Source organism: Sphingomonas sp. 77B (genome assembly GCF_056497825.1).
In genome coordinates this window covers 855,737-870,668 of record NZ_JBWMBY010000001.1, presented here as the reverse complement: position 1 = coordinate 870,668, position 14,932 = coordinate 855,737, and the positions used below count along the sequence as shown (strand labels likewise).

Here is a 14,932-nt window from a genome sequence, read left to right as displayed (position 1 = left end):
GAGAATTGGTTTGTGCGCGGCTCTGGCTTTGGCGGCGGTCGCCGCGCCAGCGGCCGCGCAGGTGAAGCGTGCGGGGGCGGTCATCAATTCGCCAGCCGTCATGCCGATCACCTTACCGGACGGCAGCTATATCACTCCGTCTGTCACGGTTACAGTCGACAAGGACGGTACGCCGGTTGGTCCAGCCGCGCGCGATCAATCGGTCCCGCTGGCAACGGCCAACGCACCGTCTGGTCCCGCCACGCTGTACGGCGGCAACTATATCCTGACGCAACTGTGTACGGGCTATGGTTCCATCGCGCTCCGATATCGCGCTCCTGACGGCGCGACGATGGTCACGCTGACCACCAAATCCAGCCCGGATACCGCTGGAACATTGCTCCAGTTCGGGTCCGGTCAGGTCGTCGACGTCGCACTGACATCCACCACCGGCTGCAACGTCATTCTTTCGAGGGTTCCCTGATGCGCAAGATCATCGCGGCACTGGCCGCCTTTCTTCTCACTTCGCCCGTCGTCGCCCAGGTCGTGGTGCCGCCGCCCGCGCCTGGCGGCGCATTGCCCAGTCCCGATTGGCCGCAAGCGCCCGCCGATGGAGATAAGGGGCCTGCGGTCGGCGGGCGTGCCTATCAGCGCTATCGCATCGCGACGCCTATCGGCGTGCTGGCGTCCTTCGATCAGGTCAGCCGTCTGACCAGTCCGCCCAGCGATGCCAGCGATGTCGCCGCAGATCCGCTTTACGGAGACACCCGCCTGACGCTGACCATGGCGGGATTCGGGACGCGATCACTGCGACCGGCGGCCGTGCAGGCCACGGCGGTCCCTGCAGCCGGGCAGCTGATCCGCTTCTGGACCAAGCCGATCAGCGGGGTCGACCCTCGTCTCGGTGACTTCAAAATCCGCCTGTATTCGGAGGGGAGCCCCGGCAGCCCCGGCGCGAATTACCACGTCTACAACGCCGCCTCGTTGATCCGCGAAGGGCAGAAAGGTGGCGAGCAGAGGTGGGGGAGCTTCACTGTGCCTGTTTCGGCTTTCACGGCGACGGGGACGGGGGCAAATCTTTCAGCGCTGACCTGGGCTATGGTCGAAGTCGCCCCCAATTCCGCGACCAGCACCGCATTGGCCGTGGGGAACGTCGAGGTCGTCGCGAATGGGCTGACGAAAGCGAAGTTCATCATTAGCTTCGACGACCAGTATCCCGCGACGATCGCCTATGCGTCGCGCGCGCTCGCCCGCTACGGCTTTCGCGGTGTGCTGTACCTGTCGCCTGCGATCGATGCGGGGCGCGCGGGCAGGCTCTCGGTCACGACGATTAAGACCCTCCACGACAATCTGGGATGGCAAATCGCAAGTCAGGCCTATTCGACCGAGGCGGCGACCGGCCCCGGCGGCATCGACGTCATGTCGGCCGACCAGCGCACGGCCGACATTGCGAAGCTGCGCAATCTACAGAACGCCTGGGGTCTAAGCGGCGGCAACACAGGCTCCTATTATAGCAACGTCGGCGTGACGGACATGATCGCGTACCCGGCCTTTCGACAGTCCTATCGCTCGATGCGGGCCTATTATTTTGGCGAGTTCAACCTGGTCGAGACGTACCCGTGGGGCGATCCCATGCGCATTCGGGCGATGGGAGCCGGGGAATTTCAGTGGGGCAACAACAGCGCTATCTTCACCACCTATTGGAAGAACCATGTCGATCGGGCGATCGCGCAAAAGGGCGTTGGCTTCCTAGTCTTTCATGACGGCCTATCGGGATCGATGTCGAACTGGCAGGGGGCGTTCGACCAGCTCCTAGCGTACCTCGACGCCAATCGGGCGAGCATCGACGTCGTCACGGTCGAGGATTTGGAAACGCCCTGATCGGGCTCTGAAGCGGGAATGAGAATGCTCTAGGTTGTCTTGTCAAAGACTCCAGCTTCTCTTGTCCCGCTTCAGCGGAGGCGCCCCACCCCCGGCCCCTCCCCTGAAGGGGAGGGGTGAGTTCATCTCATGTCATCTTGCTCTAGCCTCCGGCCTGCCAACTCCCTTTGTGGGCAGGAAAATCAGCAAGGAAGCAGTCGCCCTCAGCCGTCGTTGGACCGCAAATCCTCGATCCGGGCGCGCTCATTCTCGGGGATGAACCCTTCCAGCACCGTCCAGAACCCGGTCACCGCCTGTTGCCCTGCGCGCGCATAAGCCTTGGACAGCTTCTCGCGCAGCGCATCGAACAGCTCGGCCTCCATCGCCGCTCCGGCAGGCGTCAGCCGGAGCAGCCTTTGCCGCCGGTCGCGATCGCCGGGCCGCGTCTCGACCAGGTCGCGCGTCGCCAGTTCGTTGAGCACGCGGCCCAGCGACTGTTTGGTGATCGCCAGCAGCGACAACAGCTCGCTGACCGTCATGTCGGGCTTGCGCGCCATGAAATACAGCGCCCGGTGATGGGCACGGCCCAGCCCTTGCGCGGCGAGGCCGCGATCGATCGAGCGCACGAGGTGGCTATTGCCGAAATACAGCAATTCCATACCCCTGCGGAGTTCTGGTTCACGGAGAAACTGTGCCGATGCGGACTGGTTAGAGGCAGCCATGTTGACCCGTCTACTCACACGCCCTAGGCCACGGCAACCCAAAACAGAGAGATGACCATGGAAGCGCCCCAAGCCCTTACGTTTCGTTTCGATCCTTCTGCGACGCCGGTCGCAGCGAGCGAGCGGGCGGCACGTTTGGTCGATCCGGGTTTCGGCCGGGTGTTCACCGATCACATGGCGCTGATCCGCTACAGCGACGACAAGGGCTGGCACGATGCGCAGATCACCGCGCGCGCGCCGCTCCAGCTGGATCCGGCCGCTTCGGTCCTGCATTATGCGCAGGAGATTTTCGAGGGCATGAAGGCCTATCGCCTGGCCGATGGCGGCACCGCGCTGTTCCGGCCCGAGGCCAATGCCCGCCGCTTCCAGGATTCGGCGCGACGCATGGCGATGCCCGAGCTGCCCGAAAACTTGTTCCTGGAGTCGGTCGAGCGACTGGTCGAGATCGAGCGCAACTGGATCCCCGAACAGGATGGCGGCGCGCTCTATCTGCGCCCCTTCATGTTCGCGAGCGAAGTGTTCCTGGGCGTGAAGCCGTCCGCCGAATATCTCTATATGGTCATCGCCTCGTCGGTTGGCGCCTATTTCAAGGGCGGCGCGCCTGCCGTGTCGATCTGGGTGAGCCAGGGCTATACCCGTGCCGCCCCCGGCGGCACCGGCGCAGCCAAGTGCGGCGGCAATTACGCCGCCAGCCTGCTCGCCCAGAAGGAGGCGATCGCCAATGGTTGCGACCAGGTCGTCTTCCTCGACGCGGTCGAGCGCCGCTGGGTCGAGGAGCTGGGCGGCATGAACGTCTTCTTTGTGTTCGACGATGGCAGCCTCGTCACCCCGCCGCTGACCGGCACGATCCTGCCCGGCATCACCCGCGATTCGATCCTGACGATCGCGCGGGCGCAGGGTCTGACCGTGCGCGAGGAACCCTATGCCATCGACCATTGGCGCGCCGACGCCGCCAGCGGCCGCCTGGTCGAGGCCTTCGCCTGCGGCACCGCCGCCGTCGTCACCCCGATCGGCAGCGTCGCCGAGCCCGCGGGCCGCTTCACCATTGGCAGCGGCGGCCCCGGCCAGCTGACCACGCGCCTGCGCGAGCAGCTGGTATCGATCCAGCGCGGCCAAGCCCCCGACCCGCATGGCTGGATGCGCCGCCTCGGCTGACGATTTCCCCTGTTTTGGGGCTTTTCAAGTGCGGCGCGCCGGGTATAAGGCGCGCCTCTCCACTGGGGCGTCGCCAAGCGGTAAGGCAACGGTTTTTGGTACCGTCATACGCAGGTTCGAATCCTGCCGCCCCAGCCATTGAAATCACTGGATTTTCCATCGATTTCGGTTTGCGGGGCGCGGTGTTCCGCGCCCTCTTCCACAATTTCGTTTATCCGGCTTCCAGGGTTGCGACCGCAGAATCGCTGCGCAAGGCGGCTATCGCCTGGTAAAGGTTTCGCATTCGGGCGATCGTTGAGATGGTCCATCCAAGTATCGCGGCGATTTCGGATAGCGTGGCGCCTGCTTGCATCGGGACCGTGCACGTGTTGCCGCGCAGGTCGTGGAAATGTAGGCCGTTGCGATCCGCCTTCTGCAAGGTCTCGCGCCAGCGGTGGTCAAAATCGACTGATTCCTATGGCTTTCCATTGCGTGTCAGGATCCTCGCGGCTGTGCGCGGCTGCGGATCTAGCAGCGCTTTCAGCGAGCGGGACGGGCTCGACATGGCGTGGCCTATGCGGCGGTTCATCTGGCGGGCTGTTGCCGCCTGTCAACGATGGCAGTGCTGCACTTCGCCGGTGACGGACTCCGTGTCGCCCGTCAGCATGTTCACCTCTGCGTATTGGCGCGGCAGCATCTGCCGAGCGGATGGGCCGGTGAGTATCCCGATCTCGTGGACACGGCGCATCGCCTCTGGGCGGACGAGATCAGCGCCTTCCGCACGGGATGGAGCAGGATCACGGCGGCGGCCTGAGCGGCACGGGGCGGCATCAGCCGCCCCTTATCCTACACGGTCAGCGATCGCCCATCACGTCGGTCCAGCTCAGATCGAACCGCGCCAGATATTTGCGCAGGCGATCGGCGTCGTTGGTCGAGGTGCGCTGACGGCGGGATGCGGCGAACAGGGTGCGGCCGGCTTCGGACAAGGAGCGGCTGACCCGGCATGTTGCGACGACATGCGCCAGTTGGACCCGATCGAACGGGTCGAGCGCCTCCAACTGCTCCGGCGACATCAGTCCGGCGAGTGTATCGGGTGCGTCCGACCCGCTCGTCCATAGGCGCTTGAGCCGCGCGATCTCAGCGGTGACGCAGTCGACGTTGATCCGTCCCGACGGACTGAAGGTCGCCATGCGGGTGACGCTGGCGGCGAGGTCGCGGAAGTTGCCCGGCCAGCGCGCCTCGGCACTGGTCGCGAAGGCAAGATAGCGATCGCGCGCTTCCTTGTTGAAGGTGATGCGGTCGCCCTCACGCTCGGCGTGGCGATCGAGCTCATAGTCGAGGTTGGGCGCGATATCCTCGCGGCGCTCGGCAAGGCCGGGCAGCGCGAACGTCCAGAGATTGAGCCGCGCATACAGGTCGTCGCGGAACGTCCCCGCCGCCACGCAGGCGGCAAGGTCGCGGTTGGTGCCGGCGATCAGTTGGAAGTCGCTGTCGACTTCGCGGTCGGCGCCCACGGGGAGGAAGCGCTTGTCCTCGATCGCGCGGAGGATCATCGCCTGTTCGTCAAGGCCGAGTTCGCCGATCTCGTCGAGGAACAGCACGCCGGTGTCCGCCGTGCGCAGCAGCCCGGCACGATCCGCAGCGGCGCCGGTGAAGGCGCCCTTGCGGTGGCCGAACAGGGCCGACATCGCGCTGTCACCCTTCAGCGTCGCGCAGTTTACCTCGACCAGCGGACCCTTCACCTGCCGCTTGACCCGTTTCAACTCATAGATGCGCCGGGCGAGCTGGCTCTTGCCCGCGCCGGTCGGACCCATCAGCAGCAAGGGTGCGCGGCTGCGGACCGCGACCTGCTCGATCTCGTCGATCATCGCGTTGAAGGCGGCGTTGCGGGTGTCGATGCCAGATTTCAGGAAGCTGGTGCTCTCGGCGCTGTCGGCGGCGAACCGCGTGGCGATGCTGTCGTAGCGCGACAGGTCGAGGTCGATGATGTTCCACGTCCCCGCCGCGCCGCCAGACCCACGGGCAGGCTGTGTCTGAAGCAGCCGACCCGGCAGATAATGCGCCTCGGTCAGCAGGAACAGGCAGATCTGCGCGACGTGCGTGCCGGTCGTGATGTGGACGAGATAGTCTTCCGCATCCGGATCGAACGGATAGGCCCGCGCGAAGTCGAGCAGCTTTCCATAGACCTCCTCGAAGTCCCATGGGTCGGCGAAGTCCATCACCTGCATCTCGACCCGCGTTTCCGGCGACACGGAGGCGATGTCGAGCGCCACGAATGCGGCAAGGCGCGCATGCTGAGTCCCGTGGATCAGGACGAGCCGGTCGACCCGCAGGTCTTCGTGCATGGTGAGGCCGACCGTCGGCCGCCATCGGTTCCACCGCCCGGCGTCGAACTTAGCGGCATCGAGCGTCGAGCCAAGGAAACCGATAGCGACAGTGGGCTTCATGGCGATACGTTAGGATAAACGACGATCCATGTCGATCGTAACCACTTGAGGAATGGATCAACCCGCTCATGATCGAAGTGTCGGCAAAATCCTCAATTACGAAGTGGATAGGCATGATTTTCGACGGTCGCGCGGCATTTGGCACGCTCCTCGCAGAGCCATATTTGTCGGATCGCATGGTATCGAGCGGTCCGACACGCGGCAGAGGCGGCCGGAATAGGCCGGCCGCCTCACAGGTAAGTCCGAGGAGTTAGACAATGACCGCCACCGCTTACGAATACACCGACGTCCCCGGCGGGGTGCCGATCAAGGCCTGGACGCGGGGCGTGCCGGTCGAGGACGGCGCGCGGGCGCAATTGGCGCGGGCGGCGCAGATGCCGTTCATCTTCAAGCATGTCGCCGCCATGCCCGACGTCCATGTCGGCATCGGTGCGACGGTGGGTTCGGTGATCCCGACCAAGGGCGCGGTCATTCCGGCGGCGGTCGGTGTTGACATCGGCTGCGGGATGATGGCGGCGCGGACCTCGCTGATGGCGAGCGACCTGCCTGATCATCTCGAGGGCGTGCGCTCGGCGATCGAGCAGGCGGTGCCGCATGGCCGCAGCGTCGGCCGGGGCAAGCGCGACAATGGGAGTTGGGGCTCGCCGCCGCCCGCGATCGTCTCGGCGTGGGCGACGCTCGTCCAACGGTTCGACCGGATTTGCGAGAAGCACCCGCGGCTCAAGAACACGAACAACCTCGTGCATCTGGGGACGCTGGGCACCGGCAACCACTTTATCGAGCTGTGCCTCGACGAAGAGGCGCGAGTGTGGGTGATGCTGCACTCGGGATCGCGCGGGGTCGGCAATGCGATCGGCACCTTCTTCATCGAACTGGCCAAGCAGGACATGCGCAAATGGCACCTGAACCTGCCGGATGAGGACCTGGCGTACTTCCCGGAAGGGACCGACCATTTCGACGATTATGTCGAGGCGGTCGGCTGGGCGCAGGATTATGCGGCGCTCAATCGGCGGATGATGATGACCAACGTCATCGCCGCCCTGCGCAAGGTCATCGCCAAGCCGTTCGAGGCGGAGTTGGAGGCGGTCAACTGTCACCACAATTACGTCACGCGCGAAAACCACTTCGGCGAGAACGTGCTGGTGACCCGCAAGGGCGCGGTGCGTGCGGCCAAGGGCGTGATGGGGATCATCCCCGGATCGATGGGCGCCAAGTCGTTCATCGTCCGTGGGCTCGGCAACCCGGACTCGTTCGATAGCTGCAGCCACGGCGCGGGTCGGGTGATGAGCCGGACGGCGGCCAAGAAGCTGGTGACGCTCGACGAGCATATCGCCGACACCGCCGGTGTCGAATGCCGCAAGGACGAGGGCGTGATCGACGAGACGCCCAAGGCCTATAAGCCGATCGAAGCTGTGATGGCCGCCCAGGCCGATCTGGTTGAGATCGTCCACACGTTGAAACAGGTGGTGTGCGTCAAAGGGTGACGCACACCATTGGTCAGAGTAAATATCATGATCGAGATTGATGGCAGCGAGGGCGAAGGCGGGGGACAGGTCGTGCGCAATGCGTGCGCGTTGTCGCTCGTCACCGGGGAGCCGATCCGCATCACGAATGTCCGCGCCAAGCGGTCGAAGCCGGGGTTGATGCGTCAGCATGTCACCGCGATCGAGGCGGCGTGCGCGATCGGCAATGCGACGTGCGAGGGGCTGGTTGTTGGAGCGTCCGACCTGACCTTCCGTCCCGGCCGGGTTATGGCGGGCGACTATCGCTTTTCGGTCGGTACGGCGGCATCGACGGGGCTGGTGTTGCAGACGGTGCTGATGCCGCTGCTGCTCGCCGACGGTCCGTCGCGTCTGGTGCTGGAGGGCGGGACCCACAACATGCTGGCCCCGCCGTTCGAGTTCATCCAGCGCAGCTTCTTGTCCGTCGTCCGGCGGATGGGCGGGCAGGTGGAGGCGCGGCTGGTCCGGCATGGTTTCTACCCGCGCGGTGGTGGGCGGATCGAGGTGGAGATCAACCCCGGCCCGCTCCGGCCGATCGAATGCCTGACGCGGGGTGAGGCGCTGGGCGTGTCGGCCTGCGCGCTGTTCGCCGGGCTGCCCATGTCGATCGCCGAACGCGAGATCGCCGTTGTCCGCAAGGCGTTCGACTGGTCGGAGCGCGAATGCTTCATGCGCGAGTTGCCGGTCGATCAGGGGCCGGGCAACATCCTGTTACTGGAGGCGAAGTTCGAGCATGTCACCGAGATTGTCAGTGGTTTCGCCCAACTGGGCGTGACGGCGGAACGGGTTGCGAAGACGGCGGTGGGGCGGATGCGCGGCTATCTGGGGTGCGAGGCCTTTGCCGGGCCGTATCTCGCCGACCAGTTGCTGTTGCCGATGGCCTTGGCGGGGGGCGGCGTGTTCACCACGGTCAAGCCGAGCGAGCATGCCCGCACGGCGGCGACGGTGATCGAGCGCTTCACCGGGCGGCGCACCCGGTTCGAGCAGCAGGCAGGAGGAGCGCATACCTTGACGATCGCCTGACGGATTGCGAGCGTAACGACTTTCTGCTATCTGCCCCTCGAGCCCGCACCAACCGGCGGGCCATACGGAGACATGTTGTGTTCGACCTTGCCGCCTATTGCGGTGCACGGGTCGGCGGTCTCCGGCCTTTCGCGTAAACGTCCCACGACGTTGGCGGCGGGCCGGCATCCGCCCCCGCCGCACCTCACCCTTTCGACAGGAATGACGTCGACGCGCGCTTGCGCCGTCGGCCTGAGAGACTCGTGGATACGACATGGACGAACTGGGTATCGTCCGGGGCCTGATGCTCCGGACGGCGGGCGCGTTGCCCGCCACGGCAGCGCTCGCCAAGGCGCTGCTGGAATGGGCGGAGCCGCATCGGCCCTGGCTGCTGCCCGACATGGAAGGCGAATGGAGTTGGGAAACCCTTCTCACGGGTCTCGCTGCTCCGCGCGGGGGACCGGTGCGGGCGGAGGCGCTCGAACTGGCGGCCACGCTGGCGCAGTTGCTGGGATTGTCGCCGATCGATGCAGCCCTGCTGCGGCTCATAGTCGCGTGCGACCGCTTGCCGCGCGTCGGTGCCTTGGTGCGATTGCTCAGCCGTCACGGGCATGATCTGCCGCAACTCCTCGGCGAGATGGCCGGGGCGGGTGCGGAGGACGCGGACCGCGCGGCGCGGCGGGGTGCGGTCACGCGGCTGGGCTTGGCTTGCTTCACGGCAACCCGCGAGGGTGAGGCGGATGTCGAGATCCGCTGGACCTTGCAACGTCTGCTCGACCGGGCTCCGGCAAGCGAAGAGGCGATGCTCGACACGCTGGTCGGTCGGCGGCAGGCGGCCACGCTGGGGCTCGACGCCTTTGCGCATGTCGAACCGATCGACTTCCTCGTCCGCCTGCTGCGCGGTGCGCTGGGCGAGGCGGCGGCGGGGGTCAACATCCTGATCTACGGCCCGCCTGGCACCGGCAAGACCGAACTCGCGCGGACGCTGGCGGCGGCGGCAGGCGCGGTGCTGCACGGTGTGGGTGAGGCGGACGAAGACGGCGAGGAACCGCGTCGGTGGGAGCGCGTCGCGGCGCTGGCCTTGGCACAACGTCTGCTCGGCGGGCGGGGACCAGCGGTGCTGCTGTTCGACGAGATGGAGGACCTGATCGGCGATGCCAGCCCGTCCACGGGTGGCGACTGGTTCAGCCGGCGCGAGGGCAGCAAGGTCTTCGTCAACCGGCTGCTGGAGGCCAACCCGGTGCCGGTGATCTGGACGACCAACGCGATCGGCAATGTCGATGCGGCGATACTGCGGCGGATGAGCTTCGTGCTGCGGCTAGACCTGCCGTCGCGGGCGGCGGCAGCGGCGATGCTCGACCGGGTGGCGCGGGAGGAGCAGGTGACGCCCGGTCCGGGCTTTTCCACCCTGCTCGACGCCGCGCCCGAAGCGGCGACCGTCCTGCGCATGGCGGCGCGTGCGGGTAAACTGGCCGGTGAAGAAGATGGCGGCACCGTCGCAGCCGAGGCGCTGGTGCGGGCGCTACGCGGTGGCACGCTGCCGCCGCCCGGCCCGGCCGCGTTCGACCTCGACCTGTTCGAGACCGATCGGCCGGTCGATCGCCTGTTCGCAGCCATGGCAAATGGCGGGGCAAGCGACGTGTCGCTGCTACTGACGGGCCCGCCGGGCACCGGCAAGACCGCCTTTGCGCATCATCTGGCACGGGCGCTCGACCGGCCGCTGCTGGTCAAGCGGGCGTCCGACCTGCTGTCCAAATGGGTCGGCGAGACCGAGGCGCAGATCGCCGACGCCTTTGCCGAGGCGCGGCGGCGGGAGGCTGTGCTATTGTTCGACGAGGCGGACTCGCTGCTGTTCGACCGCAGCACCGCGCGAACGAGTTGGGAAGTGGGGCAGGTCAACGAACTGCTGACATGGCTCGACTTGCATCCGTTGCCGGTCGTCGCGGCGACGAACCATGAGGCGGGGCTGGACCCGGCGACATTGCGGCGGTTCGTCTTTAAACTCCGGCTGAAACCGCTCGGGGCAGAGCGCGCCGCCGCCGCCTTCCTGCGTTTTTTCGGAGAGCCCGCCCCGGCATGCCTTGGCATGGTAGAGGGGCTGACTCCCGGCGACTTCGCGGTGGTCGTGCGCCAGTTGCGTCACTGGCCAGCGGCGGATGCGCTGGAACTGGTTGAACGGCTGCGCGCGGAGGTAGCCGTGAAGCCTGGCCAATCGGTGCGACTTGGCTTTTGATTCGATGGGCGGGGTGGCCGCTGCCACCCCGCTCGATCGTCAGAACGCGGCCCGGTCTGTCTTGGGCGCCCGCGCCAGCACGGCGGCCTCGAACGCCTGTTTGAGGTGGCGACCCGTGTCAGTGTCCGCTTTTAGGATGATGGAATGGTAGCCTTCCGTCGGTGCGATACGTTGCATTCGTCCATTCCAGCGCGCAGACTTGCTAACCGAACAGCGGCTTCAGCGGATTGCCGATGAGCCCGCTGACCGTCGCTGCCTGGATGCGGGTGGCTGGCCAGAGCTTGGACAAGGGCCCGACGATGCGGTCGCGCACGAATGGGATCGTACGGCTGTCGGACTGGTACACGGGGGTGAGCAGCGCGGTCAGTGCTTGGTACAGGCGGACGTGCCGCCGCCGCATCGAGACCGCCGAACCGAGTGCCGCCGCGACATCCGGTGATCGTCGCAACGCTAGCGCCAGGGCATAGGCATCGAGCAGCGCCATGTTCGCGCCTTGGCCCAGTTGCGGGCTGGCAGAATGCCAGGCATCGCCGATGTGGATCATGCCCGCCTCCGCAGGCGTCGATAACGTGCGGTGTGCATAATGGGCGAAGGCGAGTTGATCGGCCGATCGAATCTGATCGAGCAATCCTCGCGTTGCTGGCCATAGTGCGGCTACCTGGGCCTTCCAGGCATCGATTCCCGCCATATGCCATTCGGCCAGCCGATCCGCGCGCAACGACCAGAATAGCGCGGCCTGAAGGCGCATGCCGCCGGGAAACCGGCCGATAGGCAGAACGCCGACCATCACGCTCGCCCGCCGATAGCGCTGTTCGAGCGTGCCTGGATCGAAACCGGCATTATCCGGCCAGTCCAACGTGCCCCAGAGCGCACCATAGGCGAGTTGGCGACCACAGGGTGGCGCCAGCGGCGTCCGCGTGCCGAGCGCATCGACGATCAGGTCGAACGGCCCGATGCGACGGCCACTCTCCAAGAGCAGAAGTCGGCGGTCATCTGCTGCCAATTCGCTCCCTGTCACCGCGCATCCGGTTTCGATGGCGATCCGCTCGGCAGTGACGGCCTCATGCAGCATGGCGAACAAGGTTGAGCGGTGGACGCCGATCCCGAACCCTGCGTCTTTGCCGAGCGCGGCATAGCGAACGTCGAGGACGACCCGGCCGCTGCTTCCCGCCTCGCCATGGAGCCGATCGATGCGCGCACCGTGGCCGAGCAACGTATCGGCCAGCCCGAGTTCGCGCAGAACGGCAAAGCCGGTCGGCTGGATCATGAGCCCCGATCCCACCGGGCGGGGCGCATCGAACCGCTCGAACAACGTGACATGGTGGCCGTCGCGATGCAGCAACAACGCCGTGGCGAGACCGGCCGGGCCACAGCCCGCTATGGCAATATGAAGACGCTGCATCGCACCAGCTTAACCGAGCTTTGGCGTGACGGCATCCTCTTTGATGCTGGCGATGGCCACGGACTGCTCTATGCCGACCGACGTCCGCTCACCGCCGGACAGGCTTCCTATCGATCGCGGCTGGCAGTACCCAGTCGGCGGTGTCGAAGTCCGCCTTAGTGCATCCCCGGCTTCGATCCTGGTCAGGATCGACAGCTGGCTGTGGACACTGAGCGCCGGGACGACGCTATCCCCGCCGTGCTAAAGCCGGGCAGGCCGATTGACCGTGCCCGCGCGGTGGACCGTGCCGGACGAGGGAAGCGCTTCGCCTGCGACGATGTGCAGCAGCGTCGACTTGCCCGATCCGTTGCGCTCGACCAGGCCGGTACGCTCAGCACCGACCTACAAAGTCAGATCATGGACGAGCGGTCGACCGTCAGGCGTGGCGGCGGAGAGGTTGGAGAGCGTGAGGAAGCTCGACATAGATATCGTGGTGGACGGAAAGGGCAGGGCGGGTGGCGCTGATCTTCCAGTCGTGCATGGTCGCGTCACCCGATGTTGGAGACAGCCGAGGCCCGCCAGTGTCACGCGAACCGCGTCGGCGAGGGGCGTGTGGGGTTCCTGCCCGAGTTCCGCCACCAGACGATCGTTCGCCAGGCGCACCGGCTGTCGCCAGAGATAGCGCATCTCCATCAACTCGCGCGGCGTCGTGGCGAGCAGCGCGGCCAAGCGAAGCTGCCACCAGGGCAGGGGGCGGATCGGCACGGCTGGGTCACCGAGCACGCGGGCAATCGCCTCGACCATCTGGCGGCCGTCCGGGTCCCAATGTCCGTCCATGTGAAAACGCGCGAAGGCCGGGAGGTTCGGGCAGTCGAGCAGCCGCGCCATCGTCTCGGCGACGTCGGGCAGGTAGGCCCATTGATGACCCACGCCGCGCGTTCCGGGATTACGGATCACGCGGGGGCGCGAACCGGGTGTAATCAGTCCCTGACCGAACCAGTTGTTCGCGGCGCCCGGGCCGAAGAAGTCGCCCGCGCGGACGATCAGGACCCTGGCGTCGCCAGCGTCGGCGGCGGCTTCCAGGCGCCGTTCCAGTTCGACGCGGATCGCGCCCTTGCGGGTATGCGGATGCTGCGGGGCATCTTCGGCGATCCTTGGAAAGGCATCCGTGCCGAAATTATAGACCGTCCCCGGCAATAGGATACGGGCGCCGCTCGCCTTCGCCGCCGCCAGCGTGCTGTCGATCATCGGCAGGACCAGCTTCTCCCAGTCGCGATAGCCCGGCGGGTTCACGGCATGGACGATGACGTCCGCTCCCATGGCTGCGGCCATCACGGCCGCCGGATTCAGCGCATCGCCCGTCACGCCGATGCATCCCTTAGGGAGGCGGGCGGTATCGCCTTGGATTAGAGCCCGGACGGTCCAATTGGCGGCAAGCAGTCGCCGGGCCATCGCTCCGCCGATACCTCCGGTAGCGCCCAGGATCAGGGCTGTTCGCTGTGTCATCATCGCCTCCATCGTTATGGCGGCGATGATGGGTGAGGTTTGATGCAACGGGAATTGTTGAAAAGCGACAAGCTGCTATACGGAAATCGATGAGCAACGAACCGAGCTGGGACGTCTATCGCAGTTTCGCCGCCGTGCTGCGCGAGGGATCCTTGTCCGGGGCGGCTCGGGCGCTCGGCATGACGCAACCGGGCATCGCCCGCCATATCGATGCGCTCGAACAGGCGATCGATGGCAAGTTGTTCGTCCGCTCGCAACGAGGGTTGTCGCCGACCGATCATGCGTTGTCGCTGCGCCCCCATGCCGATGCGCTGGTCGCCGCCGCGGCGGCGCTACGGCGATCGGGTAGCGGCGATCCGGATGCCGTCTCCGGTGTCGTGCGGATCAGCGCCAGTCAGTCAGTCGGCGTCATGCACCTGCCACCGATCCTGGCGGATCTCCGCCGGGCGCATCCCGAACTGACGATCGAATTGACACTGTCCGATCAGCCCGATGATCTGCTCCAACGCCATGCCGACATAGCGGTGCGGATGTTCACGCCGACCCAGAAAGCCCTGGTCGCCCGCCATGTCGGGGATGTTCGTCTCGGTTTCCATGCGCACCGCGATTATCTCGACCGGCGCGGGGTGCCGAAAATACTGGCCGACCTGTCCGGCCACGACCTGATCGGCTTCGATACCGAGACGGATTTCATCCGCGCGGCCATGCGGCACCTGCCGGGTATCGATCGGTCGGCGTTCGCCTTGCGGGTCGACAATGACGCGGCGCAGTTCGCGGCCATCCAGGCGGGGTTCGGGATCGGCATTTGCCAGGCAGTCGTCGCCAAGCGCGATCCGGCGCTGGTGCGTATCCTCGCCGATGCGCTGGACCTGCCTTTGCCTATCTGGATCGTGATGCACGAGGATTTGAAGCGCATCAGGCGATGTCGTGTCGTATTCGACATGTTGGCGACAGCGTTCATGCGCTGACCCCGACCCGATTTTTTAGAGCTGTTTGCAAATTGCCGGAAGCAACGGGGATTTTGGAAAAAGTCGCGCTGTAGTTCGACCCTGCTAGCCGTTCGACGTCGGCATGGACGCCGAGAGCATATTCGCATGATCTGCGCGATCGAGTGATTGCGGCAGTCTGAGGATGAGGGTTTGTCGCGGCGTGAGGCGGCACGGCGT

The 14,932-nt window shown here is 65.9% G+C and carries 15 protein-coding genes and 1 tRNA gene; 9 read left to right on the top strand and 7 right to left on the bottom strand.

Annotated features, from left to right (window positions below; genetic code table 11):
• Positions 1 to 10 precede the first annotated feature (10 nt).
• Entirely contained in the window at positions 11 to 463 is a 453-nt protein-coding gene (locus AC1GI4_RS04015) for a hypothetical protein (RefSeq protein WP_479628643.1), read from the top strand.
• Positions 463 to 1,860, top strand: coding sequence for a polysaccharide deacetylase family protein (locus tag AC1GI4_RS04010; RefSeq protein ID WP_479628642.1), 1,398 nt, complete (start codon positions 463 to 465; stop codon positions 1,858 to 1,860). Before AC1GI4_RS04015 ends, AC1GI4_RS04010 begins: the two co-directional genes overlap by 1 nt.
• Positions 1,861 to 2,063: 203 nt before the next feature.
• Here AC1GI4_RS04010 and AC1GI4_RS04005 read toward each other — a convergent pair whose 3' ends face one another.
• A complete protein-coding gene (locus AC1GI4_RS04005; protein WP_294275867.1) occupies positions 2,064 to 2,561 on the bottom strand; it encodes a MarR family transcriptional regulator in 498 nt (165 codons plus the stop codon).
• A gap of 57 nt (positions 2,562 to 2,618) precedes the next feature.
• Here AC1GI4_RS04005 and AC1GI4_RS04000 point away from each other — a divergent pair, with 57 nt between their 5' ends.
• Both AC1GI4_RS04000 and AC1GI4_RS03995 read left to right on the top strand, forming a co-directional pair.
• Positions 2,619 to 3,716, top strand: coding sequence for a branched-chain amino acid aminotransferase (locus tag AC1GI4_RS04000; RefSeq protein WP_479628641.1), 1,098 nt, complete (start codon positions 2,619 to 2,621; stop codon positions 3,714 to 3,716).
• A 63-nt stretch (positions 3,717 to 3,779) separates the two neighbouring features.
• Positions 3,780 to 3,854: transfer RNA gene (locus AC1GI4_RS03995), tRNA-Gln, on the top strand.
• Here the strand turns inward: AC1GI4_RS03995 and AC1GI4_RS03990 are convergent.
• Complete coding sequence (locus tag AC1GI4_RS03990; protein WP_479628640.1) at positions 3,821 to 4,024, bottom strand: hypothetical protein; 204 nt, start codon at positions 4,022 to 4,024, stop codon at positions 3,821 to 3,823. The genes AC1GI4_RS03995 and AC1GI4_RS03990 overlap by 34 nt on opposite strands.
• 287 nt (positions 4,025 to 4,311) lie before the next feature.
• Between AC1GI4_RS03990 and AC1GI4_RS03985 the strand changes: the two genes are divergently transcribed.
• Positions 4,312 to 4,509: a hypothetical protein gene (locus AC1GI4_RS03985; protein WP_479628639.1), complete on the top strand. Its 198-nt coding sequence runs from the start codon at positions 4,312 to 4,314 to the stop codon at positions 4,507 to 4,509.
• 40 nt (positions 4,510 to 4,549) lie between these two features.
• Here AC1GI4_RS03985 and rtcR read toward each other — a convergent pair whose 3' ends face one another.
• Complete coding sequence (gene rtcR / locus AC1GI4_RS03980; RefSeq protein WP_479628638.1) at positions 4,550 to 6,142, bottom strand: RNA repair transcriptional activator RtcR; 1,593 nt, start codon at positions 6,140 to 6,142, stop codon at positions 4,550 to 4,552.
• 257 nt (positions 6,143 to 6,399) lie between these two features.
• Here rtcR and AC1GI4_RS03975 point away from each other — a divergent pair, with 257 nt between their 5' ends.
• The 3 genes from AC1GI4_RS03975 to AC1GI4_RS03965 all read left to right on the top strand — a co-directional run bounded on the left by AC1GI4_RS03975 (position 6,400) and on the right by AC1GI4_RS03965 (position 10,879).
• Positions 6,400 to 7,626: an RtcB family protein gene (locus AC1GI4_RS03975; RefSeq protein ID WP_058717031.1), complete on the top strand. Its 1,227-nt coding sequence runs from the start codon at positions 6,400 to 6,402 to the stop codon at positions 7,624 to 7,626.
• Between the two features lie 27 nt (positions 7,627 to 7,653).
• On the top strand, positions 7,654 to 8,667 hold the full coding sequence (gene rtcA, locus AC1GI4_RS03970) for an RNA 3'-terminal phosphate cyclase (RefSeq protein ID WP_479628637.1): 1,014 nt from the start codon (positions 7,654 to 7,656) through the stop codon (positions 8,665 to 8,667).
• A 253-nt stretch (positions 8,668 to 8,920) separates the two neighbouring features.
• Entirely contained in the window at positions 8,921 to 10,879 is a 1,959-nt protein-coding gene (locus AC1GI4_RS03965) for an AAA family ATPase (protein WP_479628636.1), read from the top strand.
• Between the two features lie 39 nt (positions 10,880 to 10,918).
• Here the strand turns inward: AC1GI4_RS03965 and AC1GI4_RS03960 are convergent, their stop codons facing one another.
• From AC1GI4_RS03960 to AC1GI4_RS03945, 4 genes are all read right to left on the bottom strand, one after another.
• Positions 10,919 to 11,056 (bottom strand): hypothetical protein, encoded by a 138-nt coding sequence (locus AC1GI4_RS03960; protein ID WP_479628635.1) that lies wholly within the window; start codon positions 11,054 to 11,056, stop codon positions 10,919 to 10,921.
• 25 nt (positions 11,057 to 11,081) lie between these two features.
• On the bottom strand, positions 11,082 to 12,281 hold the full coding sequence (locus tag AC1GI4_RS03955) for an FAD-dependent oxidoreductase (RefSeq protein WP_479628634.1): 1,200 nt from the start codon (positions 12,279 to 12,281) through the stop codon (positions 11,082 to 11,084).
• A gap of 240 nt (positions 12,282 to 12,521) precedes the next feature.
• Positions 12,522 to 12,641, bottom strand: a complete 120-nt coding sequence (locus AC1GI4_RS03950) for an ATP-binding cassette domain-containing protein (protein WP_479630345.1) — start codon at positions 12,639 to 12,641, stop codon at positions 12,522 to 12,524.
• Between the two features lie 21 nt (positions 12,642 to 12,662).
• The gene (locus tag AC1GI4_RS03945) at positions 12,663 to 13,766 is read right to left on the bottom strand and encodes an NAD-dependent epimerase/dehydratase family protein (protein WP_479628633.1); all 1,104 of its coding nucleotides are present in this window, start codon (positions 13,764 to 13,766) and stop codon (positions 12,663 to 12,665) included.
• 89 nt (positions 13,767 to 13,855) lie between these two features.
• On the opposite strand from AC1GI4_RS03945, the gene AC1GI4_RS03940 reads away from it, so the two are divergent.
• Complete coding sequence (locus tag AC1GI4_RS03940) at positions 13,856 to 14,734, top strand: LysR family transcriptional regulator (protein ID WP_479628632.1); 879 nt, start codon at positions 13,856 to 13,858, stop codon at positions 14,732 to 14,734.
• Positions 14,735 to 14,932 lie beyond the last annotated feature (198 nt).

Bases quoted from the DNA above. Each gene is read 5' to 3' on its own strand.
- AC1GI4_RS04010 (WP_479628642.1), top strand. From the start codon at position 463: ATGCGCAAGATCATCGCGGCACTGGCCGCCTTTCTTCTCACTTCGCCC.
- AC1GI4_RS04005 (WP_294275867.1), bottom strand. From the start codon at position 2,561: ATGGCTGCCTCTAACCAGTCCGCATCGGCACAGTTTCTCCGTGAACCA.
- AC1GI4_RS04000 (WP_479628641.1), top strand. From the start codon at position 2,619: ATGGAAGCGCCCCAAGCCCTTACGTTTCGTTTCGATCCTTCTGCGACG.
- AC1GI4_RS03990 (WP_479628640.1), bottom strand. From the start codon at position 4,024: ATGGACCATCTCAACGATCGCCCGAATGCGAAACCTTTACCAGGCGAT.
- AC1GI4_RS03985 (WP_479628639.1), top strand. From the start codon at position 4,312: ATGGCAGTGCTGCACTTCGCCGGTGACGGACTCCGTGTCGCCCGTCAG.
- rtcR (WP_479628638.1), bottom strand. From the start codon at position 6,142: ATGAAGCCCACTGTCGCTATCGGTTTCCTTGGCTCGACGCTCGATGCC.
- AC1GI4_RS03975 (WP_058717031.1), top strand. From the start codon at position 6,400: ATGACCGCCACCGCTTACGAATACACCGACGTCCCCGGCGGGGTGCCG.
- rtcA (WP_479628637.1), top strand. From the start codon at position 7,654: ATGATCGAGATTGATGGCAGCGAGGGCGAAGGCGGGGGACAGGTCGTG.
- AC1GI4_RS03965 (WP_479628636.1), top strand. From the start codon at position 8,921: ATGGACGAACTGGGTATCGTCCGGGGCCTGATGCTCCGGACGGCGGGC.
- AC1GI4_RS03960 (WP_479628635.1), bottom strand. From the start codon at position 11,056: ATGCAACGTATCGCACCGACGGAAGGCTACCATTCCATCATCCTAAAA.
- AC1GI4_RS03955 (WP_479628634.1), bottom strand. From the start codon at position 12,281: ATGCAGCGTCTTCATATTGCCATAGCGGGCTGTGGCCCGGCCGGTCTC.
- AC1GI4_RS03945 (WP_479628633.1), bottom strand. From the start codon at position 13,766: ATGACACAGCGAACAGCCCTGATCCTGGGCGCTACCGGAGGTATCGGC.
- AC1GI4_RS03940 (WP_479628632.1), top strand. From the start codon at position 13,856: ATGAGCAACGAACCGAGCTGGGACGTCTATCGCAGTTTCGCCGCCGTG.